Annotated in this window: 22 protein-coding genes; 7 read left to right on the forward strand and 15 right to left on the reverse strand. The window is 69.2% G+C overall.

The genetic code is table 11. The annotated features are described in order from the left end of the window. Nucleotides 1–105 precede the first annotated feature (105 nt). The 6 genes from QO011_RS06745 to QO011_RS06770 all read left to right on the forward strand — a co-directional run bounded on the left by QO011_RS06745 (nucleotide 106) and on the right by QO011_RS06770 (nucleotide 6,668). Nucleotides 106–903 (forward strand): glycosyltransferase family 2 protein, encoded by a 798-nt coding sequence (locus QO011_RS06745; RefSeq protein ID WP_307269466.1) that lies wholly within the window; start codon nucleotides 106–108, stop codon nucleotides 901–903. Between the two features lie 27 nt (nucleotides 904–930). Continuing rightward, nucleotides 931–1,980 (forward strand): glycosyltransferase, encoded by a 1,050-nt coding sequence (locus tag QO011_RS06750; RefSeq protein WP_307269469.1) that lies wholly within the window; start codon nucleotides 931–933, stop codon nucleotides 1,978–1,980. 168 nt (nucleotides 1,981–2,148) lie between these two features. After that, entirely contained in the window at nucleotides 2,149–3,321 is a 1,173-nt protein-coding gene (locus QO011_RS06755; protein ID WP_307269472.1) for a glycosyltransferase family 4 protein, read from the forward strand. Continuing rightward, nucleotides 3,318–4,385 (forward strand): glycosyltransferase family 8 protein, encoded by a 1,068-nt coding sequence (locus tag QO011_RS06760; protein ID WP_370881916.1) that lies wholly within the window; start codon nucleotides 3,318–3,320, stop codon nucleotides 4,383–4,385. Before QO011_RS06755 ends, QO011_RS06760 begins: the two co-directional genes overlap by 4 nt. 8 nt (nucleotides 4,386–4,393) lie before the next feature. After that, nucleotides 4,394–5,443 carry a glycosyltransferase family 4 protein gene (locus tag QO011_RS06765; RefSeq protein WP_307269476.1) on the forward strand — a complete coding sequence of 350 codons (1,050 nt, stop codon included), beginning with the start codon at nucleotides 4,394–4,396 and terminating at the stop codon, nucleotides 5,441–5,443. Nucleotides 5,444–5,885: 442 nt separating this feature from the next. Then, nucleotides 5,886–6,668 carry an IclR family transcriptional regulator gene (locus tag QO011_RS06770; RefSeq protein WP_307269478.1) on the forward strand — a complete coding sequence of 261 codons (783 nt, stop codon included), beginning with the start codon at nucleotides 5,886–5,888 and terminating at the stop codon, nucleotides 6,666–6,668. A 10-nt stretch (nucleotides 6,669–6,678) separates the two neighbouring features. Here QO011_RS06770 and QO011_RS06775 read toward each other — a convergent pair whose 3' ends face one another. From QO011_RS06775 to QO011_RS06830, 12 genes are all read right to left on the reverse strand, one after another. Further along, entirely contained in the window at nucleotides 6,679–7,497 is an 819-nt protein-coding gene (locus tag QO011_RS06775) for a beta-keto acid cleavage family enzyme (protein WP_307269479.1), read from the reverse strand. 28 nt (nucleotides 7,498–7,525) lie between these two features. Continuing rightward, on the reverse strand, nucleotides 7,526–7,879 hold the full coding sequence (locus QO011_RS06780; protein ID WP_307269482.1) for a VOC family protein: 354 nt from the start codon (nucleotides 7,877–7,879) through the stop codon (nucleotides 7,526–7,528). A gap of 11 nt (nucleotides 7,880–7,890) precedes the next feature. After that, nucleotides 7,891–9,240: an aspartate aminotransferase family protein gene (locus QO011_RS06785; protein WP_307269484.1), complete on the reverse strand. Its 1,350-nt coding sequence runs from the start codon at nucleotides 9,238–9,240 to the stop codon at nucleotides 7,891–7,893. Continuing rightward, nucleotides 9,237–9,857 carry a flavin reductase family protein gene (locus QO011_RS06790; protein ID WP_307270905.1) on the reverse strand — a complete coding sequence of 207 codons (621 nt, stop codon included), beginning with the start codon at nucleotides 9,855–9,857 and terminating at the stop codon, nucleotides 9,237–9,239. Before QO011_RS06790 ends, QO011_RS06785 begins: the two co-directional genes overlap by 4 nt. Further along, nucleotides 9,857–10,924: an LLM class flavin-dependent oxidoreductase gene (locus tag QO011_RS06795; RefSeq protein ID WP_307269487.1), complete on the reverse strand. Its 1,068-nt coding sequence runs from the start codon at nucleotides 10,922–10,924 to the stop codon at nucleotides 9,857–9,859. The genes QO011_RS06790 and QO011_RS06795 overlap by 1 nt, the downstream gene beginning before the upstream one ends. A 110-nt stretch (nucleotides 10,925–11,034) precedes the next feature. After that, a complete protein-coding gene (locus QO011_RS06800; protein ID WP_307269490.1) occupies nucleotides 11,035–11,793 on the reverse strand; it encodes an SDR family NAD(P)-dependent oxidoreductase in 759 nt (252 codons plus the stop codon). Nucleotides 11,794–11,930: 137 nt separating this feature from the next. Continuing rightward, nucleotides 11,931–12,686 (reverse strand): SDR family NAD(P)-dependent oxidoreductase, encoded by a 756-nt coding sequence (locus QO011_RS06805; RefSeq protein ID WP_307269493.1) that lies wholly within the window; start codon nucleotides 12,684–12,686, stop codon nucleotides 11,931–11,933. Further along, nucleotides 12,683–13,825, reverse strand: a complete 1,143-nt coding sequence (locus QO011_RS06810) for an ABC transporter ATP-binding protein (RefSeq protein ID WP_307269494.1) — start codon at nucleotides 13,823–13,825, stop codon at nucleotides 12,683–12,685. Before QO011_RS06810 ends, QO011_RS06805 begins: the two co-directional genes overlap by 4 nt. Next, nucleotides 13,822–14,643, reverse strand: a complete 822-nt coding sequence (locus tag QO011_RS06815; RefSeq protein ID WP_307269497.1) for an ABC transporter permease — start codon at nucleotides 14,641–14,643, stop codon at nucleotides 13,822–13,824. Before QO011_RS06815 ends, QO011_RS06810 begins: the two co-directional genes overlap by 4 nt. Next, nucleotides 14,643–15,545 carry an ABC transporter permease gene (locus tag QO011_RS06820; RefSeq protein WP_307269500.1) on the reverse strand — a complete coding sequence of 301 codons (903 nt, stop codon included), beginning with the start codon at nucleotides 15,543–15,545 and terminating at the stop codon, nucleotides 14,643–14,645. Before QO011_RS06820 ends, QO011_RS06815 begins: the two co-directional genes overlap by 1 nt. A gap of 10 nt (nucleotides 15,546–15,555) precedes the next feature. Beyond that, on the reverse strand, nucleotides 15,556–16,644 hold the full coding sequence (locus QO011_RS06825) for an ABC transporter substrate-binding protein (RefSeq protein ID WP_307269503.1): 1,089 nt from the start codon (nucleotides 16,642–16,644) through the stop codon (nucleotides 15,556–15,558). Between the two features lie 97 nt (nucleotides 16,645–16,741). Beyond that, the gene (locus QO011_RS06830; protein ID WP_307269505.1) at nucleotides 16,742–17,491 is read right to left on the reverse strand and encodes an SDR family NAD(P)-dependent oxidoreductase; all 750 of its coding nucleotides are present in this window, start codon (nucleotides 17,489–17,491) and stop codon (nucleotides 16,742–16,744) included. A gap of 313 nt (nucleotides 17,492–17,804) precedes the next feature. On the opposite strand from QO011_RS06830, the gene QO011_RS06835 reads away from it, so the two are divergent. Continuing rightward, nucleotides 17,805–20,090 carry an NADP-dependent malic enzyme gene (locus QO011_RS06835; protein ID WP_307269508.1) on the forward strand — a complete coding sequence of 762 codons (2,286 nt, stop codon included), beginning with the start codon at nucleotides 17,805–17,807 and terminating at the stop codon, nucleotides 20,088–20,090. Nucleotides 20,091–20,388: 298 nt separating this feature from the next. Here the strand turns inward: QO011_RS06835 and QO011_RS06840 are convergent, their stop codons facing one another. The 3 genes from QO011_RS06840 to QO011_RS06850 all read right to left on the reverse strand — a co-directional run bounded on the left by QO011_RS06840 (nucleotide 20,389) and on the right by QO011_RS06850 (nucleotide 24,415). Further along, a complete protein-coding gene (locus tag QO011_RS06840; RefSeq protein WP_307269510.1) occupies nucleotides 20,389–21,453 on the reverse strand; it encodes an ABC transporter ATP-binding protein in 1,065 nt (354 codons plus the stop codon). Then, nucleotides 21,446–23,131, reverse strand: a complete 1,686-nt coding sequence (locus tag QO011_RS06845; protein WP_307269512.1) for an ABC transporter permease — start codon at nucleotides 23,129–23,131, stop codon at nucleotides 21,446–21,448. Before QO011_RS06845 ends, QO011_RS06840 begins: the two co-directional genes overlap by 8 nt. Before the next feature lie 177 nt (nucleotides 23,132–23,308). Then, the gene (locus tag QO011_RS06850) at nucleotides 23,309–24,415 is read right to left on the reverse strand and encodes an ABC transporter substrate-binding protein (RefSeq protein ID WP_307269514.1); all 1,107 of its coding nucleotides are present in this window, start codon (nucleotides 24,413–24,415) and stop codon (nucleotides 23,309–23,311) included. Between the last annotated feature and the right edge of the window lie 73 nt (nucleotides 24,416–24,488).

Genomic DNA, 24,488 nt, shown 5'->3' on the forward strand with positions numbered 1-24,488 from the left:
GCGCGACGGCAGGGCTGCCCGACGGGCGAGCCGCCGGGGCCTGCGGGCCCTGTGGCCGCGCCTGCGCGCGGTCCGGCGTCTCGCGCCCTTCGATAGGCCTGTGACATGACATCAGCCCCGCTGCCGCTCTCCTGCTATATCCGCACCCTCAACGAGGAACGGATCATCGGGCGCTGCATCGAGGCGGCGAGGCAGGTCGCCGCCGAGGTCGTCATCGTCGATTCCGGCTCCACCGACCGCACCGTCGAGATCGCGGAATCCCTCGGAGCGCGGGTGTTCCGGCAGCCATGGCTGGGCAATGGCGGCCAGAAGCGGTGCGGCGAGCAGCATTGCCGCTTCGACTGGCTCCTCGACCTCGACGCCGACGAGGTCGTCTCGCCCGAGCTGGCGGGCGAGATCCGGGCCCTGTTCGCGGCTGGCGAGCCGAAGCTGCCCGTGCACGAGATGTGCCTGGTCACCGTGCCGCCGCTCGGCACGCCCTGGTACGGCTTCTGGCTCTCCTATCGCCGCAAGCTCTACGACCGGCGGGTGGTGCGCATGCCCGACCACAAGGCCTGGGACCAGCTGGAGGTGCCGGCCGGCATCTCGGTCGGCCGGCTCAAGGGCGGCCTGCTCCACTATTCCTTCCGGGACATCGCCCATATCGTGCAGAAGCTCAACCGCGTCAGCACGGTGCGGGCACGGGAGGGAAACAAGAAATCGCAGGCGGTCCTGGCGCTGCGCATCGTGTTCGGCCTGCCGTTCTATTTCTGCAAGCCCTTCATCTTGAAGCAGCTCTGGCGGGCCGGCATCTATGGCGTCGCCCTGGCCGGCGTCTTCGCCTTCGGCCGCTGGCTGCGCGATGTGAAGATGTACGAAGACTTCCTGGTGGCGAGCAAGGGCACCGATGCCGATCGCCCGTAGTCGCCACCTTGTTCAGGATCGCGGGCGGTGGCCAGAATTTTCAACATGATGCTGGGATACCGCCGCGGCGGCGTCGAACGCATGGCCGCGGTGTATCACAGAATGCTCGCGGCCGAAGGCCATGACGTGACGACGATCGGACATCCCCAGGGCTGGGTGCGCGACCTGCTGCCCGAGGGGGCCGACTTCATCGGCGCGGCGCCGCTGTCGGCCTATGATCCGCGCTTGAACGCAGCCCTTCGTCGCCATGTCCGCGAGGCTCGGCCCGACATCATCCTGGCCCATTCCAACCGGGCGCAGTCCTATGCCGTGCGGCTGGACGGTGTCTTGCGCGTCGCCGTGCAGCACAATTTCCGGCTGAAGAAGCGGATTCGGCGCTTGGACGGCCTGATCGCGGTCTCGCCGGAGATCGGCGAGGCAGTCCGGCGCCGCTTCGGCACCGTGGCCGTCGAAGTCGTGCCCAACGCCCTGGACATCACGCCGGTCGCGGAAAGGCCGCCCAGGCGCAAGCCGATCGTCATCGGCGCGATCGGGCGATTGCATGGGGCGAAAGGGTTCGACGTGCTGATCCGGGCCTTGGCCACGCCCGGCCTCGCCAGCCGCGATTGGCGCCTCGTGGTGGGAGGCGAGGGGCCCGAGCTGGGGGCGCTGCAGAGCCTCGCGAAGCGATTGGGATTGGCCGACCGGATCACGTTCTCCGGCTGGATTTCCGACGTATCCGGCTTCTTCAGCGCCATCGACCTCTATGTCATGCCGTCACGCCTGGAGCCGTTCGGCCTGACCCTGATCGAGGCGCTCGCCGCTGCCGTGCCGACCGTCGTCACGGACACATCCGGAACGCGGGACATCGTCCGCGGCCGCGAGGTCGCCCTGGTCGTCCCGCTCGAGGATCCCGAGGCGACGGGCCTGGCGATCCGGCGGTTGATCGAGGACGAGGCGCTGGCGGTCCGCCTGGGCGAGGCGGGGCGGCGCTATGCCGCGTCCGCCTATGGGCCGCAGACCATCGGACCGGTGCTGTCAGCCGTGGTTGGGCGCTTCCTCGCGTCGAGCGTGCCGATCCGTGTTTCGGCGGCGTGAGGGGCGCGGAGAGCCGCTGCTGGCCTCCTCGAGACCGTGGATTTCGAGATGCCCCGGCACCGCGCGCCCGACGGGCCGATGCCCCGTCCACGATCCCGAGCCGAGCTTCCCGAAACGCGCTTCCCGAAACGCGCTTCTCGGTGCCTCGGCCCGCGCAAAATCGGGTTGATGGAGCCGGCCAGCTTATATATGAATCGCGCCGCTCTTCAGAAAAATGGCGTTACTTTGAAGATACCTCCCTTCAACGGGTCGCTTGACCCGCCACTTCGTGTCGCGATCATCATGCCGCGCGGCATGTTCTTCGGACCCGAGCAGGCAACTTCTATCGACTTGTGTGTTCGAGACTTTGTAGGTGGCAGTCGATTTTCTAAGAGCACAACCGTATTTGCGGACTCGATTGCACGACCTTTCAGGGATATCGACGTTGAGCTCGTCCCGCATTCCGTGCGGCGGACGCATGCCCTGCGGATAGGATGGCTCTGGTGGCGCCTGCGCCGCTCAGCCCCTGACGTCGTGGTGGCGCACCACCATCTGCCGACCGCAGCATGGCTGGCCCGTCTGCTGCCCGGCGTCCCCGTTCTGTTTCATGTCCATAATTTCATCAAGGCCAAGGCCGGCCGCGCCCATCGCCATCGAGTGCGGCAGTTCGGGAGGCTGGCCGGTGTGATCTGCGTGAGCGATGCCGTCCGCGGCGCCTTCGAACGCGACTATCCGCAGACGACGCGCGCCGTGACCGTGCACAACGGCCTCGATGTCGGCGCGTGGGAGCCCGCGACGGCGCGCGACAGGACAATCTTGCTGGTTGCCCGCGCCGCTCCGGTGAAAGGCATTCGCGAGGCGGTCATGGCGCTGCGGGAGGTGCTGCCGCGCCATCCCGGCTGGCGCGCCGTTCTGATCTTGAGCGAGAAGCACGTCGAGCCCGCGTTCAGCGCCGAGATCGAGGCGATGGCGGGGAAGGATGGCTCGATTGCGATCCGCTGGCAGCTGCCGTTTTCCGAGATCAAGAACGCGACCGAGCAGGCTGCCATCGCGATGGTGCCTTCGGTCTGGGAGGAGCCGTTCGGGCGCACGGCCCTCGAGGCGCATGCCGGCGGAGCGGCACTGATCTCGTCCGGCACCGGAGGCTTGCGCGAGGTCAGCGATGATGCCGCGGTCTATCTGTCGGAGGTCACGGCCACGCAGCTCGCCGCGGAGCTCGAAGCTCTGATCGTCGATCCAGATCTACGGCAGACGCTTGGTGCGAAGGGGCTTTCCAGGGCACGCGTCTTCGATCTCCTCGAGGTCAGCAAAAGGCTCGACGCCGTCTATGAGAGCGTCAAGTCCTCAAAGGCAAGAACATGACGTCCAACGCAGTCTGCGTCTTTTGCGACGACAATTATTATCCGCCGGCCGACATCCTCTGCCGGCAGCTCGCGGCGGAGGCCGACAAGACTTTCGATGTCTTCCTGTTTGTCGAGGGACGGAACGAGCGCCATGCGGAACGGGCGGAGCGGGCGCCCTATTTCGTGCGTCGTATCGACATGGACACGCTCATCCCGCCGGGCGCGCAGTTCAGCCGACGGATTTCGCGGCCCGCCTACAACAGGCTGTTCATGGGCCTGCTGCTGGAAGAACGCTATACGAAGGCGCTCTATCTCGACTGTGACGTCGCCGTCTGGGGACCTGTCTCGGCGCTGTTCGATCTCGACTTGCAGGGAGCCCCGCTCGCGGCGGTGCAGGACTGCGGCTTCGTCAAGCAAGGGACACCCGAGATCCGGAAACGATGGAACGACTATCTCGCATCGGTGGAGATTCCGGATGGGCAGCGCTACTTCAATTCCGGCATGCTGCTCGCCGATCTCACCGCCTGGCGTGCCCGTGACATGGCGGGGCTGATGGCCGGCTACATGGCCCGGCACGGGGCGCGGCTCACGGGCATGGATCAGGATACGCTCAACTTCATCTTTCAAGGCGAGTGGGCGGAGCTGTCGCCGCGGTGGAACTTCCAGCTCCTCTGGTCGGGCTTCGGGCTGGAAGAGGCGATCGATACGCGCATCTTCCATTATGTCGACAACATCAAGCCTTGGCACGACCTCGTCTTCACCTGGGGCTCCCACCACATGGAGGATTTCAACCAGCGCCTCCAGACCGCGGCCTGGCCGGATTTCGTGGTCGGTGCCCGTCGGGCCGATCACTCCAAGCGCTTCGTGAAGTGGCGGCTGCGGCAGGCCCTGCGATGGATTCCGCTGGTGGGACAGCGTTTCGAGCGCGAGAACCGGCAGCGGCGGCAATATCGGGATCTGACGATCGCCCATGTGCTGCAGGCGCTGCAGGACGAGCGCTATCTCGATGTGAGAGCGGGCCTGACCGCGATCGACCCCATGGCCATCACCAAGCTCGCGCAGAACCGCGTGCGCGAGATATGAGCCCGTCGATGCAACGCTGCGCGGTGATCGCGCCCTATGCCACGCAAGGTGGCGTGACGTCCGCCTTTTTCACCAGCCTGGAATTGGTTCGCCGCGCGGGGTTCGAGCCGGTCGCCGTTGCCGACCGCGACGCTCTGTTCCTCCACCGGTTGAAGGACACGGGGGATGCGTTTCACGTGCTCCCCCGTCTGGCGGCGGGCGGAAGGCTGGCCGGCGGCATTGCCGGCTGGCGGCTCGGGCGCCTGCTGCGCCGGTTGCAGCCGGCCCTGGTATTGGCCCATAACGGTCGCTTCGTCGGCGCCTTGAAGCGGTGGTGTCCCGGCCTGCCGGTGGTCGGCGTCGTCCATGCCGGCAAGCCCGGTCGCTTCCTGCCGGCCGATCGTTTGATCACGGTCAACCACAACCAGCGGGCAGCCTTGCTGGCGCTGGGCTATGAGGCGCGGCGTGTCGTCCAGATCGACAACGTGCTGCCCGTCGATGCCGTGCCGCCCTTCGTGGGCCGCCCCTGGCACGAGCCGCCGGCGATCGGCACGCTTCGCATTCTCGAACATGCGAAGGGTGTCGATGTCCTCATCGCCGCGGCGGCCCTGCTCAAGGCGCAGGGGCAGGCCTTCAAGCTGCATGTCGGCGGCACCGGCAGCGAGGAGGGCAGGCTGAAAGCGGAGGTGAAGCGGCTGGGGTTGGACGACCATGTCCGGTTCCACGGATGGGTCTCACCGCAGCAGCCCTTCCTCGAGAGCATCGATGTCTATGTCCTGCCGTCGCGTCACGAAACATTCGGAATTGCCATTCTCGAAGCCCAGGCGGCCGGCCTTCCCGTGATCTCGAGCCGCTGCGAGGGCCCGGAAGCCATCATTCGCGACAAGGAAACCGGTATTCTGGTCGAACCCGACAATCCCGCCGCGCTTGCGGCCGCGATCGGATCCGTGCTCGAGAACCGCGAGATGGCCGCGGCCCTGGCCAGGGCGGGCCACGACCAATGCGGCCGCGACTTCGTTCTTCCGGCGATTTCAGGTGCTTACGGGTCCGTTCTCCACGCCGCGCTCAACGAGGGCTGAATAGCGTCGCGGGTACTTCACCCACGGCCGAGCCAGGCTCATCGGCACGAGGCCCGTGCGTGATGCACGGCGAGGCCGAGCCCTGTTCTCGCCGGCACCGGGCTGTCTCGATGCGATGACGCCCCTCCGCAAGCCGATCGATAGCAGCCGATGCATCACGACGGCGGGCTTCAGCCCGGCTGAAGGGCGGTGGCGAACGCGTCCGGGAGAGCGATTGTCCGACATGCCGGCACAGCCGGAAAGCGTCGCGGGATGAAGACCCCCCGCGGCCGCGGTCCGCCACCCCGGATTGCATCCGCCCGGATGGTTCCGGGCCCCTTATGCATCGGTTATTGAACCTGTTATGCTGACATGCAATTCGAAAGAAGCAGAATGCGATTCTTCCCGAGGCCGGAATCCCATGCACGATCAGGCCGGGAGGAGTCCCGCGAAAGGTGAGCAGATGAGTGCCCTGCAGCTTGGTACGCTCGAAAAGGCCGCCAAGATACTCGATCTCTACAATGAAAATGCCGAGAGTTTCACGTTTTCGGAGATTGTGAAGAAGACGGAGCTGGAGAAAGGCTCCGTCCAGCGCTTGTTGTTCACGCTTCAGAATCTGGGTTTTCTCAGGAAGCATCAGAAATACAAGCGCTACGCCCTGTCGCCCAAATTCATTTCCTTCGCCGTGTCGTTCTGCCAGTCGGATCCCCTGATGATCCAGGCGCTGAAATATGTCGAACCGCTGGCGCGCCAGACCACCGAGGCGGTGAGCGTCGCGCTGATGGACGGCGTCAACGTGTTCTACCTCAACCGCATTCCGAACCTGGTCAGCCATGACTTCGCGCTCCTGCCCGTCCGACGCTACGCCTTCTGCACGGCCGCCGGGCGGGCGATGCTGTCCTGCATGTCGGATGCGGACGTCGACCGGGTCCTCAGCCACTCGCCGATGCTGCGCCTCACCAGCCGGACCATCATCGATCCCGACGAGATCCGGCGCTTGCTCGTCGTTGCCCGGCAGGAGGGGATCGCCGTGCAGGACGGCGAGGTGCTGGAGAACGAGATCGGCATCGCCGCGCCGATCCTCGGCGACGGCGGCGTGCCGGTGGCGGCGGTGACGATGTCGCTCGACAAGGCCGAGTTCACGCTGGAGAGCGCGATCGCGCGCTACAGCGCCCTGGTGCAGACGGCAGCGCGCGACATGTCCAACCCGGCGCTGTCGGCGAGCCGCTTTCCGCCCTCCTGGTGAGCGCGGCCAGTCAGGCGAGCCCGAGGATGCGCCGGCTCTCGTCCGGCGTGGCCGGGCGGCGGTTCGCCGGGATCCGGGCGAGCACATCCTGCACCAGGTCGCCATTGTCGCGGGCGATGCGGCCGTCCGCGCAGGCAAAGCCGTTCTCGAAGCCGATGCGCAGATGGCCGCCGGCGCTGGCGGCGGCATCGAGCACGCTGTGCCCCCGCGCGCCGAAGGCGCAGGCCATCCAGGTGGCGCCGGCCGGCGCGAAGGCGTCCAGCGCCTCGGCGTCCGCGGCGTCCTCGCCGTAGCGGCCGACCACGTAGAGGACGCGCGGCTCGGCATCCGGCACGATGCCGCGGCGGACAGCATGGTCCAGCGCCGCCGCGTCGGCGGCGTCATACAGGATGTATTGCAGCGCCACCGCCTCGCGGCTGCACCAGGCCAGCAGGCCGGCGCGCTCGCCGTCGCTCAGCTCGGGGCGGGCGATCTCGCGCCATGCCAGCGAGACGGCCCGCGGCCGGGCGGCGCGCAGGAACGCCGCCTGCTCGGGGGCGGCGTAGCGCCCGGCCGCCTCGGTGGTGGTCTGCACGAGCGCGCGGTCGCCGACGCGGCGCAGAAGCGCCGCCTCCAGCGCTCGCGCCGCCTCGGCGTCGAGGATGTGGCGACCGTCGGGCGCGCGCACATGGACATGCAGCATCGTGGCTCCGGCTTCGACACAGGCCAGGCACGCCTCGACGATCTCGTCGCGGGTGATCGGCAGGGCGGGGTGGTCGGCCTTGCCGGCTCGCGCGCCGTTGGGCGCAGCCGCGAGCACCAGCGGCGTCGGGGGCGACGTCGGGCTCATGGGCAGACGACGGTGGGGCAGGCGGCGCTCACGTCCGTGCCCGCTCGAACAGCTGGAAGACGGTGCCCTCCGGGTCGGCGGCCGTGACCGTGCGGCCATGCTCGCCCATGTCCCTGCGGCCGAGGATGCGTCCGCCGGCCGCCTCGATGCGCTCGCAGAGAGCCGGGAGAGCATCGACCTCGAACACGACCACCGCGCCGCGCACACCCGCGGGCGCCTCCTCCGGCGCGGCGATGGCGAAGTTGGCGCCGGCGTCGAACTGGACCCAGCGCTCGCCGTCGGCGAACTTGACGGGCAGGCCGAGCGCCGTCTCGTAGAAGGCCCTGGTGTGCGCCACGTCGCCGACGACGTGATAGCTGTTCTGGAGGCGTTTGACCGTCATCCCCGCTCTCCTCAGGATGCCGCTGCGGCGCCGCGGATCTCGGCGATCGATCGGTCGACGGCACGGCCGAGCTTCTCGACGATCTCGTCGAGCTGCGGCTCCTCCAGGATATAGGGCGGCGCCAGCAGCACGTGGTCGCCCGCGCGACCGTCGAGGGTGCCGCCGGAGGGATAGCACATCAGGCCTTCGTGCATCGCGTTGGCCTTGATCCGGGCATGCAGCCGCAGGGCGGGATCGAAGGGCAGCTTGGCTGCCTTGTCCGCCACGAATTCGAGGCCCCAGAACAGGCCGCGGCCGCGGATGTCGCCGACATGCTCATGGTGCTGGAACACCTGGCGCAGGCGCGACGCCAGGCCGGCGCCGAGCTCGCGGACGCGGGCGAGCAGGTTCTCCTCGGCGATGGCGCGCTGCACGGCGAGCGCGCCGGCGCAGGCCGCCGCGTGGCCGACATAGGTGTGCCCGTGATGGAAGAAGCCGGACCCGGCGAGGATGGCCTCGTAGACCTTCGACGAGGCGATCATCGCGCCGATCGGCTGGTAGCCGGCGCCCAGCCCCTTGGCCACGGTGACGATGTCGGGCACCATCCCCTCCTGCTCGCAGGCGAACAGCGTGCCGGTGCGGCCCATGCCGCACATCACCTCGTCCAGGATGAGCAGGATGCCGTGCCGGTCGCACACCTCGCGCAGGCGCTGGAAATAGCCCGGCACCGCCGGCACGGCCCCGAGCGTTGCGCCCGAGACGGTCTCGGCGACGAAGCCGATCACCGTCTCGGCGCCGAGCCGCTCGATCGTGGCGTCGAGCTCGCGGGCGAGGCGCTCGCCATAGGCCTGCGCGGTCTCGCCGGCCTGCTGGTCGCGATAGGCATAGCAGGGCGAGACATGCTCGACGTCGATGAGCAGCGGCTCGAACAGGGTCCGCCGGCCGAGATTGCCGCCGACGGCGAGCGCTCCCAGGGTGTTGCCGTGATAGCTCTGGCGCCGGGCGATGAACCGGCGCCGCTGCGGCTCGCCGCGCTCGACGAAATATTGCCGCGCCAGCTTGAGCGCCGCCTCGATCGCCTCCGAGCCGCCCGAGACGAAGTAGACATGGTCGAGCCCCGGCGGGGCGCTCTCGGCCAGCAGATCGGCGAGCGCCTCGGCCGCGGGCGTGGTGAAGAACGAGGTATGGGCGAAGGGGAGCGCGTCGAGCTGCGCCTTGATCGCCGCGATCACGCCGGCATGGGAGTGGCCGAGGCAGGAGACCGCCGCGCCGCCGGAGGCGTCGAGATAGCGCTTGCCGTCGGCATCGAGGACATAGGCGCCTTCGCCGCCGACGGCGACGGGATAGGCTTGCCGCGGCATGCGATGGAAGACGTGGCTCATGGCGACGGGTCCGCTGGCTTTGGAGGGGTGGGCTGCATATCCGGGAGGGGCTGGAGGCCGTGGAAGCCGCCGCCATGATAGACGAGGGGGCGATCGCCGTCGCCGGCCGTGACGGTGGTGACGACGCCGACCACCACGACGTGCGAGAACAGTGGGATCAGGCGGGCCGCGCGGCAGTCGACATGGCAGAGGGCGCCGGCGAGGCGGGGCGCTCCGCCCGGCGCGGGCGCCCAATCCACCAGGGTCGAGCGAGGCGCGGGGCCCAGCCGCCCGGCGAAGGCCTCGGCCGCATGGAGCTGATGCTCGCCGAGGAGATGGACGGTGAACCGGCGCGCCTCGCGCAGCGCCTCCAGCATGCGCGCGCCCTGGCGGATCGACACCAGCAGGGATGGCGGGGCCATGGAGAGCGACGTGACGGAGGTGGCGGTAAGGCCGACGATGTCCGGCCCCCGTCCGACCGTCACGGCGCAGACGCCGCCGGCCAGCCGGCGCATGCCGAGCCGGAAGGCGTCGGCGAGGTCGTCGGGCTCGGCCTCCTCCCTGCGGCCGGCGTCCGCGGCCGCGAGCCAGGGATCCTCGTCGAGGATCTCGCCCGGTGGTCCCGCGAAGCCGTCCATCACGCCACCGCGTCCGCCGGCTGCCTGGTGTCGGCGGCCAGGGCCTTGGTCACCAGCGGCATCACCTCGGCGCCGAAGCGTTCCATGGAGCGCAGCACGGCGCGGGACCCCAGGCCCGCGGGCCACATGAAACAGCTGAGGTCGGTGATGCCGATGGTGCGGATCTCGTGGACCAGGCGCTCGGCGACGGTTTCCGGCGCGCCGACGGGCAGGCCGGCGAGGATCGCCTCGAGCGTCGGCTCGCCGGCGACGGGACGGTCCTGGATGACATGGCCGTCCAGCACCTGGGCGCCGACGCGCATGTGGCCGGCGCAGCGTCCGGCATAGCGGATGCCTTCGGCGACCTTCATCAGCTCGGCCTTGTCGTCGGAGACGAAGACATAGCGCTGGGCGGCGAAGCGTCGTCCGGCGAGATCGTAGCCGGCCTCGGCATATTGCCGGGCGACATGGTCGTGCAGCGACGTCAGCGCGGCGGTGTCGCCCCAGCCGACGGTGCAGAACGGGACGGCGTCGGTCGCCACCGCATGATGGATGGTGGGGGCCGACCAGGAGACGAAGAAGGTCTCGAGCCGGCGCGGATGGTAGAGCCGGATGGCCTGCGGCACGTCGGGCAGCTGGTACATCCGGCCGGCATGCTGGAAGCGGTTGTGGTGCACCGCCTGGTCGATGATCTGCCAGATCTCGAGCATGCGCTCCTGGCGCTCGGCGAGATCGGCGCCGAACGCGTCGAACTCGAAGCGCTGGTAGCCGGACCCGATGCCGAGCACCGCACGCCCCCGGCTCAGCTGGTCGAGCAGCGCGACCTCCTCGGCGACGCGGATCGGATTGTAGAGCGGCGCCACGATGACGGCCGGGCCGAGGCGGATGCGACGCGTCTCGCGCGCCACGGCCGCCGCCATCATCAGCGGCGAGGGGCAGAGGCTGTAGTTGGAGAAGTGATGCTCGGCGAACCAGGCGATGTCGAAGCCGAGGGCGTCGGCGAGCCTGGCGCATTCGATGGTGCCTTCGAAGACCTCGCGCTGCTCCAGGCCGTGCTGATTCATCAGGTTGAACAGACCGAACCGCATTCGACGTTCTCCTTATCACATAGTAGTAAAAAGTTATCGATATTCGATATCATCGTCAAGAGGCCGAGCGCAAGGGCGCCCGGTCCTCCGTCGTGTCGGAGCAGGCCGGCTCAGATGCCGACGATCACCTCGCCACCATTGGGGCTGATCACCTGGCCGGTGATGAAGTCGGCCTGGGGCGAGGCGAGGAAGGCGACGGTGTAGGAGAGCTCCCGCGGCTCGGCGTAGCGGCCGAGCGGCACGCGCGCGACCTTCTGGGCCATCTTTGCCTCGATGTCGGGCTGGGCCAGCACCATCTCGGTGACCACGCCCCCGGGCGCGACCGCGTTGACGTGGATGTTCCAGGGCGCGAGCTCCTTGGCCCAGGCCTTGGTGAGGCCGAGGAGCGCGGCCTTCGCGCCGCAATAGGGCGAGGCGTAGTGGTGCCCCACCATGCCCCAGATCGAGGAGATGTTGATGATCTTGCCGCGCCGCTGCCGCTTCATCGTCGGCACGACGGCGCGGGTGGCGAAGAAGCTGCCTTTGACGTGCACGGCGAAGGTGCGGTCGAACTCCGCTTCGGTCACGTCCTCGATCACCGGCTCGCCGCCGATGCCGGCATTGTTGACCAGGATGTCGATGCGGCCGAGCCGCGCGGCGAGCTCGCCGAGGAGCGCCGTCAGCCGCTCCGTGTCGGCGACGTCGCAGGCCAGGGCCGTCGCCTCGCCGCCGCTCTCGCGCACCAGGGCCGCCGTCTCCTCCGCCTTGTCGCCGCGGATGTCCTGGGCCACGATCCCTGCGCCGCGCTCGGCGAGCAGCAGCGCATGGGCCCGCCCCATGCCGGCGCCGGCGCCGGTGATGACGGCGATGCTTCCTTCCAGTTCACGCATGATCCGCTCCTTTGCTGGCGGGCACTCCGCCTCGCGGCGCCCGTCCGATATCAGTGCCCGGTGGGCATGGCTCCGCCTTCGCCGCACCGCGGTGCGACGTCGGCTCGCGGCGCCGGCGGCTTCGGCCGGGCCGCCGTTCAGAATCCGACGACCGTCTTGCCCCCGTTCGGACTGATCACCTGGCCGGTGATGAAGCCGGCCTCCTCGCTGGCCAGGAAGGCCAGGCTGGAGGCGATCTCCTCCGGCTGGGCCCAGCGGCCGAGCGGCACCTCCAGCTCCTCCCGCCGCACGCCCTCGGCGCCGAGCGTCTCCAGGACCATCCGGCTCCAGACCCCGCCGGGCGCGATGGCGTTGACGGTGATGCCCCAGGGCGCGAGCTCCTTGGCCCAGGCCTTGGTCAGGCCGAGCAGGGCGGCCTTGGCGGCGATGTAGTCGGAGGCGAGGGTGTGGCCCGCCTGCGCCCAGCGCGAGGAGATGTTGACGATGCGGCCCCAGCGCTGCGCCTTCATGGCCGGGACGGCCGCCCGGGCGCAGAAGAAGCTACCCTTGACGTGGATGCCGATCATCCGGTCGAAGGCCGCGGCGTCGATCGCCTCGATCGGACGGTCGATGCCGATGCCGGCATTGTTCACCACGATGTCGATGCGGCCGAAACGCCCCATCAGGCTCTGGGCCATCCGGTCGATGGCGGCGACGTCGGCGATGTCGAAGCCGCAGGCCACGGCCGTGCCGCCATCCGCCGCGATCGCCCCGGCCGTCTCGCCGAGGCCGACCTCGTCGATGTCCTGCAGGGCCACGGCGGCACCGAGCGCCGCCAGGCGCAGCGCATGGGCTCGGCCCATGCCCGATGCGGCGCCGGTGACGATCGCAACTCTTCCGGCAAGGCCCGTCATGGCGTCGTCTCCCCCGCGACCAGCAGCGCGTCCCGGCGCCCCCAGCCGACCGCGACACGTTCGCCGCAGGGCATCAGCATGATGTCCGGCCGCGAGGGGATGCGGACCACCAGGAGGAGGTCGCTGGCCTCGAGCCGCACCCGGTAGCGCACGCTGCCGGTGGTGTAGACCACGTCCTCGACCGTGCCCTGGAAGACATTGTCGAGGCCGCGGGCTTCGGGGCCGAGCACGATGTTCTCCGGCCTGATGCACAGGACGCTGCCCTCGCCATGGCCCGGCGGGGCGCTGGCACGCACCCTGAGGCCGCCGGCCGTCTCGACCAGGGCCTCCTCGCCTTCGCGCCAGACCAGGGCGGCGACCGGCAGCAGGCTCGCCTCCCCGAGGAAGCTGGCGACGAAGGGCGTCGCCGGGCGCTCGTAGAGGCCGCGCGGCGAGGCGACCTGCTCCAGCCGGCCGCCGCGCATGATGGCGATGCGGTCGGCCATGAAGGCGGCCTCGTGCTGGTCGTGCGTCACATAGATCACCGTCACGCCGAGCGCGGACTGGAACTTCTTGATCTCCTCCTGCATCTCCTCGCGCAGGTTCTTGTCGAGGGCGCCCAGCGGCTCGTCCATCAGCAGGAGGAGCGGGTCGTAGACCGCCGCCCGCGCCAGGGCGACGCGCTGCTGCTGGCCGCCCGACAGCTGGCTCGGCCGCCGCTCGCTCAGAGCCTCGAGCCGCACCATGGCCAGCATGCGCGAGACCCGCGCGGCGATCTCCGCCCTGGGGCATCCGCGCATGCGCAGGGGGAAGGCGATGTTCTCCGCCACGCTCATGTGCGGGAAGAGGGCGTAGTTCTGGAACACCATGCCGAAATTGCGCCGATAGGGCGGGATCGCCACCACGTCGGCGCCAGCGACCCGGATCGCTCCGGCCGACGGCGGCACGAAGCCGGCGGTGATGCCGAGCAGGGTCGACTTGCCCGATCCGCTCGGCCCGATGATGGCGAAAAATTCGCCGGCCTCGATGCGCAGGGTGGTCGGCCGCAGCGCCTCGAAGTCGCCATAGGTCTTGGCGACGTCCTCGAACTCGACGACGGCGCCGTGAGCGGTGGGGGCGGCGACCATCGGCGGGGCCTCGATCGTGAAATGCTGGTTCACCGTAACGTCCCCCTGCTTCTTCTGGCGCCGTGGCGATCGACCAGGGCCGCGACGACCAGGAGGCCGAGGGTCAGGGCCAGCAGCACCGTGGTCGCGGCGGCGATGAGCGGCGTCATCTGGTAGTTGAGCTGCTCCCACAGGAGCCGCGGCACGGTGCGGGTCAGCGGGCTGGTGAGGAAGATCGCCAGGATCAGCTCGTCGAACGAGAAGGTGAAGGCGAAGATGAAGCCCAGGACCACGCCGACACGGATCATCGGGAATGTGACGAATCGGAAGGTGTTCCAGGGGTTGGCCCCGAGCGTCATGGCCGCGAGCTCGTAGGTCGGCGCATAGCTGCGCAGCGACGCCGCCACGGTGACGAACACCAGCGGCATGCAGACCACGGCGTGGCCGAGCAGGATGGCGGGATAGCTGCCGTTGAGGCCGAGACGCACCATGACGGGGAAGAGGCCGATCGCCAGCACGATCTGCGGCAGCACCAGCGGCGCGATCATCAGGGCCGAGAGGGCGCGCCGCCCGGGAAGCCGGCCGCGCACCAGGGCAAGGGCCGCGAGCGTGCCGAAGACCGTCGCCAGGCAGGCAGCGGGGATGCCGATGCGGATGCTGTTGACGATGGCGATGCGATAGTCGGGGCTGGCGGCGAAGGCCTCGTACCAGCGCAGCGACAGGCCCGGCGGCGGGAAGCTGAGGAAGGGCTCGCTGCTGAACGACAGCGGCACGATCACCAGCGTCGGCACCACGAGATAGACCAGCACCAGCACGGCGAAGCCGGTGATGCCGGCGCCGAGGACGCGCCAGGCGGCGGGCAGGTTCGACATCAGGCGACCTCCCCGCTCGGCCGGCCGCCCGCCAGGCGGGTGGCGGCCCGCTCGTAGACGACGAAGAGCACGCAGGTCAGGGCCAGCACGATGGTCGCCAGCGCCGAGGCCAGCGGCCAGTCCAAGAGGCGCGAGGCCTGCTGCTCGATGAGCACCGCGATCATGGTCCGCTGGCCGCCGAGCAGCGCCGGCGTGATGTAGAAGCCGAGCGACGAGATGAAGACCAGCACCGAGCCGGCGCTGACCCCCGACATCGACAGGGGCAGGTAGACATGGACGAACTGGCGCCAGGGATTGGCGCCGAGGACCGCGGCCGCGCGCAGGACGGTGCCGTCGATGCCGCGCATGGCATTGAGCAGCGGCAGGATCATGAAGGGCAGCATGATGTGGATCATCGCGATCTGCATGCCGACGCCGTCGGTCATCAGCTTCAGCGGCCGGTCGATCAGGCCGGTGCCGATCAGCATGTCGTTGAGCACGCCGCGGCGCTGCAGGATGACGATCCAGGCATAGGTGCGGATCACCGTCGAGGTCCAGAACGGCACCAGGACCAGCGCGAGGCACAGGTGAAGCAGCCCGCCGCTGGCGCGGCTCACCATGAAGGCCACGGGATAGCCGAGGACCAGCGTCGCGAGCGTGACCAGGAGCGCGGTCCAGAACGTGTAGATGACGACCGCGAGGGTCGCCTGGTTCGTCAGGATCGCCGCATATTGGCCGAACAGGGTGGCGGAGCCGGAGAAGCTCTGCGCCACCACCACCGCGAGCGGCAGCACGAAGAAGGCGGCGAGGAGCGCCAGGGGCAGGAGCAGGAGCAGGGCATTGCCCCGCCCCGGCGTCCAGGGGCGTTGCCGCGCGTGGCCGCGGCCGTCGGCGGCGAGCCGCGCGCCATGTTGCAGCGTCACGCTCATGCGCTCAGCCGAGCAGCCAGGCGTTGAAGCGGTCGAAGACCTTTGGCCCGGACTCCGCCCAGTAGTCGAAGTCCTGGAACACGGCCGTCTTGCCGTTCTCCGGCGAGTTCGGCAGCAGGGCGCGCTCGGCCGGGTCGAGCAGCTCGAAGGCCTTGGTGTTCACGGGGCCGTAGGGAATCGACTTGGAGAAGGTCGCCTGGTTCTGGGCGTCCATCATGTTGGCCAGGAACTCCATGGCCAGCTTCTTGTTGCGCGCTCCCTTGGGAATGACCATGGCGTCGCAGACATAGAGGGCGTTGTCGAAGGTGTAGTCGACCGGGGCGCCGTCCTTCTTGGCCTTGAACAGGCGTCCGTTCCAGGTGGTGCCGACGTCGACCTCGCCGGCGATCAGCAATTGGGCGCCCTGCGCGCCGGAGGTCCACCAGGTCAGGTCCGGCTTGATGGTGTCGAGGCCCTTGAAGGCGCGGTCGAGGTCGATCGGATAGAGCTTGTCGCGCGCCTGGCCGAGGCCCATCGCCGCCACTTCCAGCGTCTGGGGCGCCAGCTTCCACAGGCTGCGCTGCCCCGGCTTGGCCTTGGCGTCGAAGAATTCCGCCCAGTCCTTCGGGCGGGACTGCGCGTCGAAGCTGCGGGTGTTCCAGGCCATGACATAGGCGGCGACGTCGGCGAGGAGGTAGTGCTCGCGGGCGGCCTGCGGCAGCAGCACGGACTTGTCGATGACGCCGTAGTCGATCGGCTCCAGCAGGCCGAGCCTGGCCAGCGCCGCGGCCTCGGTCGCGTCGATGTTGAGGACGTCGACATCGACGGCGTTGTTCTCGACCATCGCCTTGACGCGGGCGGCGTCCATGTAGGGCGCGCCGAGGATCTGGATGCCGGTCTTGGCCTTGAACGTATCGAAATAGGCCGGCTTGTAGGCCTCCTCCAGCGCGCCGCCGGAATTGGGAACGGTCATCGTCGAGGGCTGGGCGCGCAGCACGGCGGGCGCGCCGATCGCCGCGCCGGCAAGCCCGGCGGCGACGCCGGTGAGCAGGCTGCGGCGGCTGAGAGTGTATCGGCGAGCGCTCGGCGGTTGCGGAGCAATGTGGTCGACCATCGGATTTCCCCTTCTGTGGATGGTTGCATTGCAGGCGCAGATCCTGCGCCTGCCGCGGGCCGCTGCTTCTGGCGACGGCTGGCCCGCATCTTCGACGTCACGCCATCAGGATGCCCCCGCTGGCGATGACGGTCTCGCCGGTCATGTAGCGGTTGCGGGGGCCGGCGAGGAAGCCGACCACCTCGGCGATGTCCTCCGGCGCGGCCACGCGGCCGAGCGGGGTGGAGCGGGCGAGGTCCTCGTAGATGCCGAGCTGGCGAAGGTTCGGCGTGTCGATCGGCCCGGGCGACACCGCGTTGACCAGGATGCCCTCCGGCGCCAGCTCCTGGGCGAAGGACTTGGTGAAGCTGATGACGCCGGCCTTGGCTGCGGCGTAGTGCGCGTTCTTCGCATAGGGGATGTAGGCATCGATCGAGGCGATCGAGACGATCCGGCCGGCCCGGCGCGGCTGCATGTGCCGGGCCGCCGCGACCGTCATGTGGAACATCGCCCTGAGATTGACGTCGAACACGTAGTCCCAGGTCTCGTCGTCGATCTCCAGGATCGGCTTGCGCGGATAGACGCCGGCATTGTTGACCAGGATGTCGACGCCGCCGAGCCGTTCCGCCGCTTCGCCGAAGGCGCGATGGGCGTCGGCCCGGCGGCGGATGTCGCCGGCGACGCCGTGCGCCCGGCCCCGGCCGCCGAGACTCGAGACGGCCGTCTCGAGGCCCGCCTCGTCGATGTCGATCAGGGCCACGGTCGCACCACGCTCGGCCAGCAGCCGCGATATGGCCAGGCCCAGGCCCTTCACGCCGCCGGTGATCACGGCGGTCTTGCCCTCCAATTCGGTCGTGCCGGTGGTCATGGGTCCCCTCTGTCGCAGGCTTGATATCACCGACGACCGACCGCCTCGTGGGTCTTTATGATCGTCATTCGATAATTAGTATTGATATTTGATACTTTCGCGATTGCAAGCCTTTTGTTGCCACGTCAGGCGCGGTCATGGAGCCTCGGTAACGGCCGGCGGCGGGGACGAGCGGGCGCCTGCGGGGGGCCCCGCTTCGATGGGCGCGGCCGGCGGAGGGCTGCGCCGGCCGCAGGGCTGAATTCCGTTGCCCTCGGCGGCGGCGGTTCTGTAAGGATGCGCCCATCTTCGGAACGACCAGCGGGCCGCCAGCATGAGCTCCACCATCTCCGACGACCTGCGCTCGGGCGCGCTGGTCTATCACCGCCTGCCCAAGCCCGGGAAGCTGGAGATCGTCCCGACCAAGCCGCTCGGCAACCAGCGCGACCTGGCGCTGGCCTATTCGCCGGGCGTCGCCGCCGCCTGCGAGGCGATCGCCGCCGACCCGGCCGAGGCGGCCAATCTGACCGCCCGCCAGAACCTGGTCGCCGTGGTCTCGAACGGCACGGCCGTGCTCGGGCTCGGCGATATCGGCCCGCTCGCCTCCAAGCCGGTCATGGAAGGCAAGGCGGTGCTGTTCAAGAAATTCGCCGGCATCGACGTGTTCGACATCGAGATCGCGCCCAAGACGGTGGACGAGATCGTCACCGTGGTCGCGGCGCTGGAGCCGACCTTCGGCGGCATCAACCTGGAGGACATCAAGGCGCCGGAATGCTTCGAGGTCGAGCGCCGCCTGCGCGAGACCATGAAGATCCCGGTGTTCCACGACGACCAGCACGGCACCGCCATCATCGTCGGCGCGGCGGTGCGCAATGCGCTGGAGCTCTCGGGCAAGCGCATCGATGCGGTGAAGATCGTCGCCTCCGGGGCGGGGGCGGCGGCGCTCGCCTGCCTCAACCTCCTGGTGTCGCTCGGCGCCCGGCGCGAGAACATCTTCGTCTCCGACATCAAGGGCGTGGTCTACAAGGGCCGGCCTGAGCTGATGGACCCCTGGAAGGAGCCCTATGCCCAGGACACGGCGGCCCGCACGCTCGACGACATCATCGGCGGCGCCGACGTGTTCCTCGGCCTGTCCGCCGGCGGCGTGCTGAAGCCGGAGATGGTGGCGCGCATGGCCGAGCGGCCGCTGATCCTGGCGCTCGCCAACCCGTTCCCCGAGATCATGCCGGACGCGGCGCGCGCGGTGCGCCCGGACGCGCTGATCTGCACCGGGCGGTCGGACTTCCCGAACCAGGTCAACAATGTCCTGTGCTTCCCCTACATCTTCCGCGGCGCGCTCGACTGCGGCGCCACCACCATCAACGAGGCGATGAAGCACGCGGCGGTCGAGGCCATCGCCGCGCTCGCCCGTGAGACGCCGTCCGACGTGGTGGCCAAGGCCTATGGCGGCGAGGCGCCGCGCTTCGGCCCGGATTCGCTCATTCCCTCGCCCTTCGATCCCCGCCTGATCCTGCGCATCGCCCCGGCGGTGGCCAAGGCGGGGATGGAATCGGGTGTCGCCACCCGGCCGATCGAGGATCTCGCCGTCTATGCCGAGAGCCTGACCCGCTTCGTCTTCCGCTCCGGCTTCATCATGAAGCCGCTGTTCACCGCGGCGAAGGCTGCGCCCAGGCGCGTGGTCTATGCCGAGGGCGAGGACGAGCGCGTGCTGCGCGCCGCGCAGGTGGTGCTGGAGGAGGGGCTGGCCAAGCCGATCCTGATCGGTCGCCCCTCGGTGATCGAGAGCCGCATCCAGCGCTTCGGCCTCACCATCCGGCCGGGCCGCGACTTCGAGGTGATCGATCCCGGCGACGACCCGCGCTACAAGGACTATTGGACGCTCTACCACGACCTCGGCGGCCGCAGGGGCATCACGCCGGAGCGGGCGCGCACCATCGTGCGCTCGAACAACACGGTGATCGCGGCGCTGGCCCTCCGGCGCGGCGATGCGGATGCGATGATCTGCGGGCTCGAAGGCGGCTTCATGCGCCACCTCCGGGACGTCCGGCTGATCGTCGGCCTGGCGCCCGGCATCCAGTGCTTCTCGGCCCTGTCGCTGGTCATCACCAGCAAGGGCGCCTTCTTCATCTGCGACACCCAGGTGACGCCCGATCCTTCAGCCGAGGACGTCGCCGAGATGGCGATCCTGGCGGCCGAGCATGTGAAGCGCTTCGGCCTGACGCCGAAGATCGCCCTGTTGTCGCACGGCGATTTCGGCTCCTACGACACCGACTCCGCCCGCAAGATGCGCCGCGCCCTCCAGATCCTGATGGACAAGCGCCCGGACCTCGAGGCCGACGGCGAGATGCAGGCCGACAGCGCGCTGTCGCCGGCGGTGCGCGAGCTCAAGCTCAGCGAGTCGCGGCTGACGGGCGAGGCCAATGTGCTGGTCATGCCCAATCTCGACGCGGCCAACATCGCCTATCAGCTCACCCGCATGCTGGCCGACGCGCTGCCGGTCGGCCCGATCCTGATCGGCGGCGCCAAGCCCGCGCATATCCTGACCAACGCGGTCACCGCCCGCGGCGTCGTCAACATGACGGCGATCGCCGTGGTCGAGGCGCAGACGGACGAGCGCTGAGGCGGCGCGCCGGAGAATAGTCGCGTCGAACGCGACGTCGGCCAATCCCCTCCCCCTTGCGGGGAGGGGCAGGAGTGGGGGTGGTGCGGAGTGAGGTGAATCGGCCTGCAGAGGGGCGCCTTGTGACGCACGCTGCGCTCTATCCTGATGGACCCCCAGCCCCTTACCCCTCCCCACAAGGGGGAGGGGAACGGCAAGCGTTGCGCGTTCATCGACGATGGTCGCGTCCTGCCCGATCCCATGTGGCAGACGCTCTATGTCGATTCGCCTATCTCCGGACGGCTCCTCAGGCGGGCCGTCACTTCGCCGGGAAGATCCAGAGCGACTTTTCGGGGATCGCGATGTGGCAGGGGCCGGGGGCACGGTCGGCGGTGTCATAGGCGCGGAACACCGTCTCGCCGACCTTGCAGACCAGCTCCTGGCGGTCGCCGAGGAAGAGCGTGTCGACGATGTCGGCCGGGATGCGCCCGGGGCCGGCCTCGTCGCTGACGGCGAGACGCTCGAGCCGGGCGATGGCGACGACGGCATCCCCCGGCTTGACCGCCGCCTGGCTGCGGCCCCGGAGCTCCTGCCCGGCGATCGCGACCACGGCGGTCTCGCCCTCCACCCGCACCACCTTGGCGTCGAACCGGTTGTTCGAGCCCATGAATTCCGCCGCGAACAGGCTGGCCGGCCGCTCGTAGATGTCGCGCGGGCTGCCGTCCTGCTCGATCTGGCCGCCGTTGAGCAGGAGGATGCGGTCGGCGAGCGCCATGGCCTCGACCTGGTCGTGGGTGACGCAGATCGCAGTCAGCCCCAGCGCGTTGATCAATTGCCGGAGCCAGACGCGCGCCTCCTCGCGCAGCTTGGCGTCGAGGTTGGAGAGCGGCTCGTCGAGGAGGATCATCTTCGGCTCGTAGACCAGCGCGCGGGCGAGGGCGACGCGCTGCTGCTGGCCGCCGGAGAGCTGGTGCGGATAGCGCTCGGCGAGCGCGCCGAGGCCGATGCCCGAAAGCGCCTGGCCGACGCGCCGCTCGATGTCGGCGCGGGCGACGTTGCGCAGCTTCAGGGGGTAGCCGACATTCTCCGCCACCGTCTTGTGCGGCCAGAGCGCATAGGACTGGAACACCAGGCCGAGCCCGCGCGCCTCCGGCTGCACGACGATGCCCTTGTCGGCGTCGTAGAGCGGCGTGCCGGCCATGGCGATGCGCCCGGCATAGGGCTGCTCCAGCCCGGCGATGGCGCGCAGCAGCGTGGTCTTGCCCGAGCCGGAGGCGCCGAGCAGCGCCAGGATGCGGCCGCGCTCGGCGGCGAAGGATACGCCCTTGAGCACGTCCACCGGGCCGTAGCGCAGCCTGAGCTTGTCGACGATGATTTCAGCCATTGAGGCGCACTCCGAAACGGATGGCGAGGGCAAGGCCTCCCACGATGATGAGGGTGTTGATGACCGCGAGCGCCGAGACGAGGTCGATGGCGCCGGTGCCCCAGAGCGAGACCATCAGCGAGCCGATCACCTCGGTTCCCGGCCCGAGCAGGTAGACACCGGTCGAATATTCGCGCGCGAAGATCAGGAAGACCAGCAGCCAGGCCGCGAACAGGCCGTTGCGGGCGAGCGGCAGCGTGATGTCGCGGGCGACGCGGCCCTGCGGCGCCCCGACCGAGCGGCCCGCCTCCTCCAGCTCCGGGCCGATCTGCACCAGCGTGCCGGAGATCATCCTGAGGCCATAGGCGAACCAGACCACGGCATAGGCGAGCCAGATCGACACCATGGTCTCGCGCAGCGGCGACAGCGGCCGGATGAACAGGAACAGCCACAGCATGGCCAGGCCCGCCACGATGCCCGGCATGGCGCGCGGCACCATGGCGATGGCGTCGATCGCCTGGGCGAGCGGCGAGCGCCAGCGGTGCATGGCGACGGCGATCAGCGCGTAGACGCCGACCGCGACGGCGCCGCCGATCACGCCGATGCCGAGCGTGTTGAGGATGGCGCGCACCACGTTGGGATAGTCGGCCATCTCGCGATAATGGTCGAGCGTCAGGACGCTGGTGAGGTCGACGCCTTCGCCCCAGCCGGAGACGAAGGAGCGCAGGGTGATGCCGGCGAGCGGGATCAGCACCGTCACGCCGAACCAGGCCGCCACCGCCGCGAAGGCCGGCCAGCGCCAGGCGCCGAGCCGGATCTTCTGGTGGCGGGAGGCCTTGCCGCGCATCGAGACATAGCGGTCGGCATGCTTCATCAGGCCGCGCTGCAGCAGGATCAGCGGCACGGCGACGAGGATGATCGCCACCACGACAACGGCCATCAGCTGGTAGGACGGCACGCCGAGCTTGTTGGTGAGCTTGTAGAGATAGGTGGAGAGCACCAGCACGCCCTGCGGATCGCCGAGGACCAGCGGCAGGCCGAAGAGCTCGAAGCCGAGGAAGAAGATCAGCACGGCGGCATAGAGCACGATCGGCAGGATCATCGGCAGGCTGACGGTGAAGGCGACCCGCCAGGGCCCGGCGCCGGCGACGCGCGCCGCCTCCTCGATGTCGGAGCCGAGATTGCGCAGCGCTGCCGAGGCATAGAGATAGACGTGCGGCACATGGGTCAGGCCGGCGATGACGGCGATCGAGGCGACGGAATAGAGCCGCCAGGGCACGAAGCCGAGGAGGCTCTTGGCGGCGATCGAGACGAAGCCGACCGGCCCCAGCGTCACGACATAGCCGAAGGACAGGACCACCGCCGACATGAACACCGGCACCAGCACCAGCGGCTCCAGGATGCGGCGGCCGGGAATGTCGGTGCGGGTGATCAGGAAGGCGAGGCCGACGCCGATCGGCACGGCGATCGCCGTCATGACCAGCGCGATCAGGGCCGAGGTCGAGAAGGCCTGCCAGAAGTCGTCGTCCTCCCAGACGAACTGGTAGGCCGAGAGCGTCAGGTGGGTGCGGGGCTGGAAGAACGGCCCGGACAGGAAGCTCTGGTAGAGGATGAGGACGACCGGGGCGAGGACGACGAGCGCCGTCAGGAGCAGCGTCGTGATCCTGAAGGTCCGGAAAGTCAGCGGGTTGGCTGTCATGGCGTTGGATCCGTCGGTGCGGCCGCGGCCGCGGGCCCGGAGCGATGGGCCGGCGCCGATGACCGGTGCGGCCGCATGGGTTCCGGCGCGGCGGCGGGCGCCGCCGGTGTCGGGAAGGGATCGGAGGGACCCGCCGCCGCGCGGCGGCCGGCACCGTTCAGGCGGCGAGCCGGCGGCTCACTCGCCCTTCATCGCCTTCTGCCAGTCCTTCAGGAAGCGCAGGCGCTTGACCTGATCGAGGCCGTCGAGCAGCGAGTCGTCGAGGGCGATGGCTCGGGTGACGTCGCCGGCGGCCGCCTCGACCGTCTTGGTCGTCGCCGGCCCGTCGACATCCTCGCGCACGGCATAGAGCTTGGCGTCGTTGGCGATGATGGTCTGGGCGCGCTTCGACAGGAGATAGTCGGCGAAGACGCGGCCGGCATTGGGGTTCTTGGCCTGCTCGGGCACCGAGACGGCGCGGCTGGTGAGCAGCGTGTAGTCCTTGGGATAGACGATGCCGAGATTGGGGTCCTTGGCCTGGCGCGCCAGGGCATAGGAGCCGAAGATGCCGTAGGCCATCAGGTGCTCGCCGGACGTCACCTTCTCGATCATGGCGCCGGCCGAGGTGTAGAGCTTGATCGAGGCCTTGCCGAAGGCCTTGTTCAGCGCCCAGGCATCCTTGTCGGCCTTCTCGTCCTGGTTGAAGAAGTAGAAGCCGACGCCCGAACGCTCGGGATCGTAGGCGGCGATCTTCTCCTTCAGCGCGTCCGTCTTGCCCTGGACGATCTGCAGCAGGTCCGCGTGCGAGGTCGGCACGCTGTCGGCCGGCAGCAGGCGCTTGTTGTAGACGAAGGTCACCGGCTCGGCCGTCGTGGCGTAGACGGTGTTCTTGTAGTTCGCCCAGGCCGGCAGGGCGTTGGCCTCGGGCGATTCGTAGGTGGCGGCGTAGCCGTCGGCCGCCAGCTTGATCTGCAGGTCCGGGGCGGAGGACCAGGTGACGTCGGCCGTGCCCTGGCCGGAGGCGACCTCGGCGATCAGGCGGTTGTAGAGCTCGGTGGAGTTGAGGTCGGTGTACTCGACCTTGATGCCGGGGAAGGCCGCCTCGAAATCCTTGACCAGCACGGCGGCCTGGGCCGCGTCCGTGGTCGAATAGACCGTGACCTTGCCCTCCTTCACCGCGGCGTCGACCAGGGCCTGGTAGGAGGCGGGATAGCCGGCGGGCGCCTCGGCCGCAAGGGCCGGGCCGGCCAGCAGGATGCCGGAGACGATCGCTGCGGCCTTGGCTTTTTCGATGAAATGGACCATCGCTTTCCTCCTCGAAAGGCCGATCTTGTCGTCGGCCGAGGCGGCTTCTAGCCTTCGAACCTGTCACCAACCT

The sequence above is a fragment of the Labrys wisconsinensis genome (assembly GCF_030814995.1).
In the GTDB taxonomy this organism is placed as follows: Bacteria; Pseudomonadota; Alphaproteobacteria; order Rhizobiales; family Labraceae; genus Labrys; species Labrys wisconsinensis.

Excerpts from the sequence above, each read along its gene's own strand:
- QO011_RS06745 (WP_307269466.1), top strand. The coding sequence starts at position 106 with ATGACATCAGCCCCGCTGCCGCTCTCCTGCTATATCCGCACCCTCAAC.
- QO011_RS06755 (WP_307269472.1), top strand. The coding sequence starts at position 2,149 with ATGGAGCCGGCCAGCTTATATATGAATCGCGCCGCTCTTCAGAAAAAT.
- QO011_RS06760 (WP_370881916.1), top strand. The coding sequence starts at position 3,318 with ATGACGTCCAACGCAGTCTGCGTCTTTTGCGACGACAATTATTATCCG.
- QO011_RS06765 (WP_307269476.1), top strand. The coding sequence starts at position 4,394 with ATGCAACGCTGCGCGGTGATCGCGCCCTATGCCACGCAAGGTGGCGTG.
- QO011_RS06770 (WP_307269478.1), top strand. The coding sequence starts at position 5,886 with ATGAGTGCCCTGCAGCTTGGTACGCTCGAAAAGGCCGCCAAGATACTC.
- QO011_RS06775 (WP_307269479.1), bottom strand. The coding sequence starts at position 7,497 with ATGAGCCCGACGTCGCCCCCGACGCCGCTGGTGCTCGCGGCTGCGCCC.
- QO011_RS06780 (WP_307269482.1), bottom strand. The coding sequence starts at position 7,879 with ATGACGGTCAAACGCCTCCAGAACAGCTATCACGTCGTCGGCGACGTG.
- QO011_RS06785 (WP_307269484.1), bottom strand. The coding sequence starts at position 9,240 with ATGAGCCACGTCTTCCATCGCATGCCGCGGCAAGCCTATCCCGTCGCC.
- QO011_RS06790 (WP_307270905.1), bottom strand. The coding sequence starts at position 9,857 with ATGGACGGCTTCGCGGGACCACCGGGCGAGATCCTCGACGAGGATCCC.
- QO011_RS06795 (WP_307269487.1), bottom strand. The coding sequence starts at position 10,924 with ATGCGGTTCGGTCTGTTCAACCTGATGAATCAGCACGGCCTGGAGCAG.
- QO011_RS06800 (WP_307269490.1), bottom strand. The coding sequence starts at position 11,793 with ATGCGTGAACTGGAAGGAAGCATCGCCGTCATCACCGGCGCCGGCGCC.
- QO011_RS06805 (WP_307269493.1), bottom strand. The coding sequence starts at position 12,686 with ATGACGGGCCTTGCCGGAAGAGTTGCGATCGTCACCGGCGCCGCATCG.
- QO011_RS06815 (WP_307269497.1), bottom strand. The coding sequence starts at position 14,643 with ATGTCGAACCTGCCCGCCGCCTGGCGCGTCCTCGGCGCCGGCATCACC.
- QO011_RS06825 (WP_307269503.1), bottom strand. The coding sequence starts at position 16,644 with ATGGTCGACCACATTGCTCCGCAACCGCCGAGCGCTCGCCGATACACT.
- QO011_RS06830 (WP_307269505.1), bottom strand. The coding sequence starts at position 17,491 with ATGACCACCGGCACGACCGAATTGGAGGGCAAGACCGCCGTGATCACC.
- QO011_RS06835 (WP_307269508.1), top strand. The coding sequence starts at position 17,805 with ATGAGCTCCACCATCTCCGACGACCTGCGCTCGGGCGCGCTGGTCTAT.
- QO011_RS06840 (WP_307269510.1), bottom strand. The coding sequence starts at position 21,453 with ATGGCTGAAATCATCGTCGACAAGCTCAGGCTGCGCTACGGCCCGGTG.
- QO011_RS06845 (WP_307269512.1), bottom strand. The coding sequence starts at position 23,131 with ATGACAGCCAACCCGCTGACTTTCCGGACCTTCAGGATCACGACGCTG.
- QO011_RS06850 (WP_307269514.1), bottom strand. The coding sequence starts at position 24,415 with ATGGTCCATTTCATCGAAAAAGCCAAGGCCGCAGCGATCGTCTCCGGC.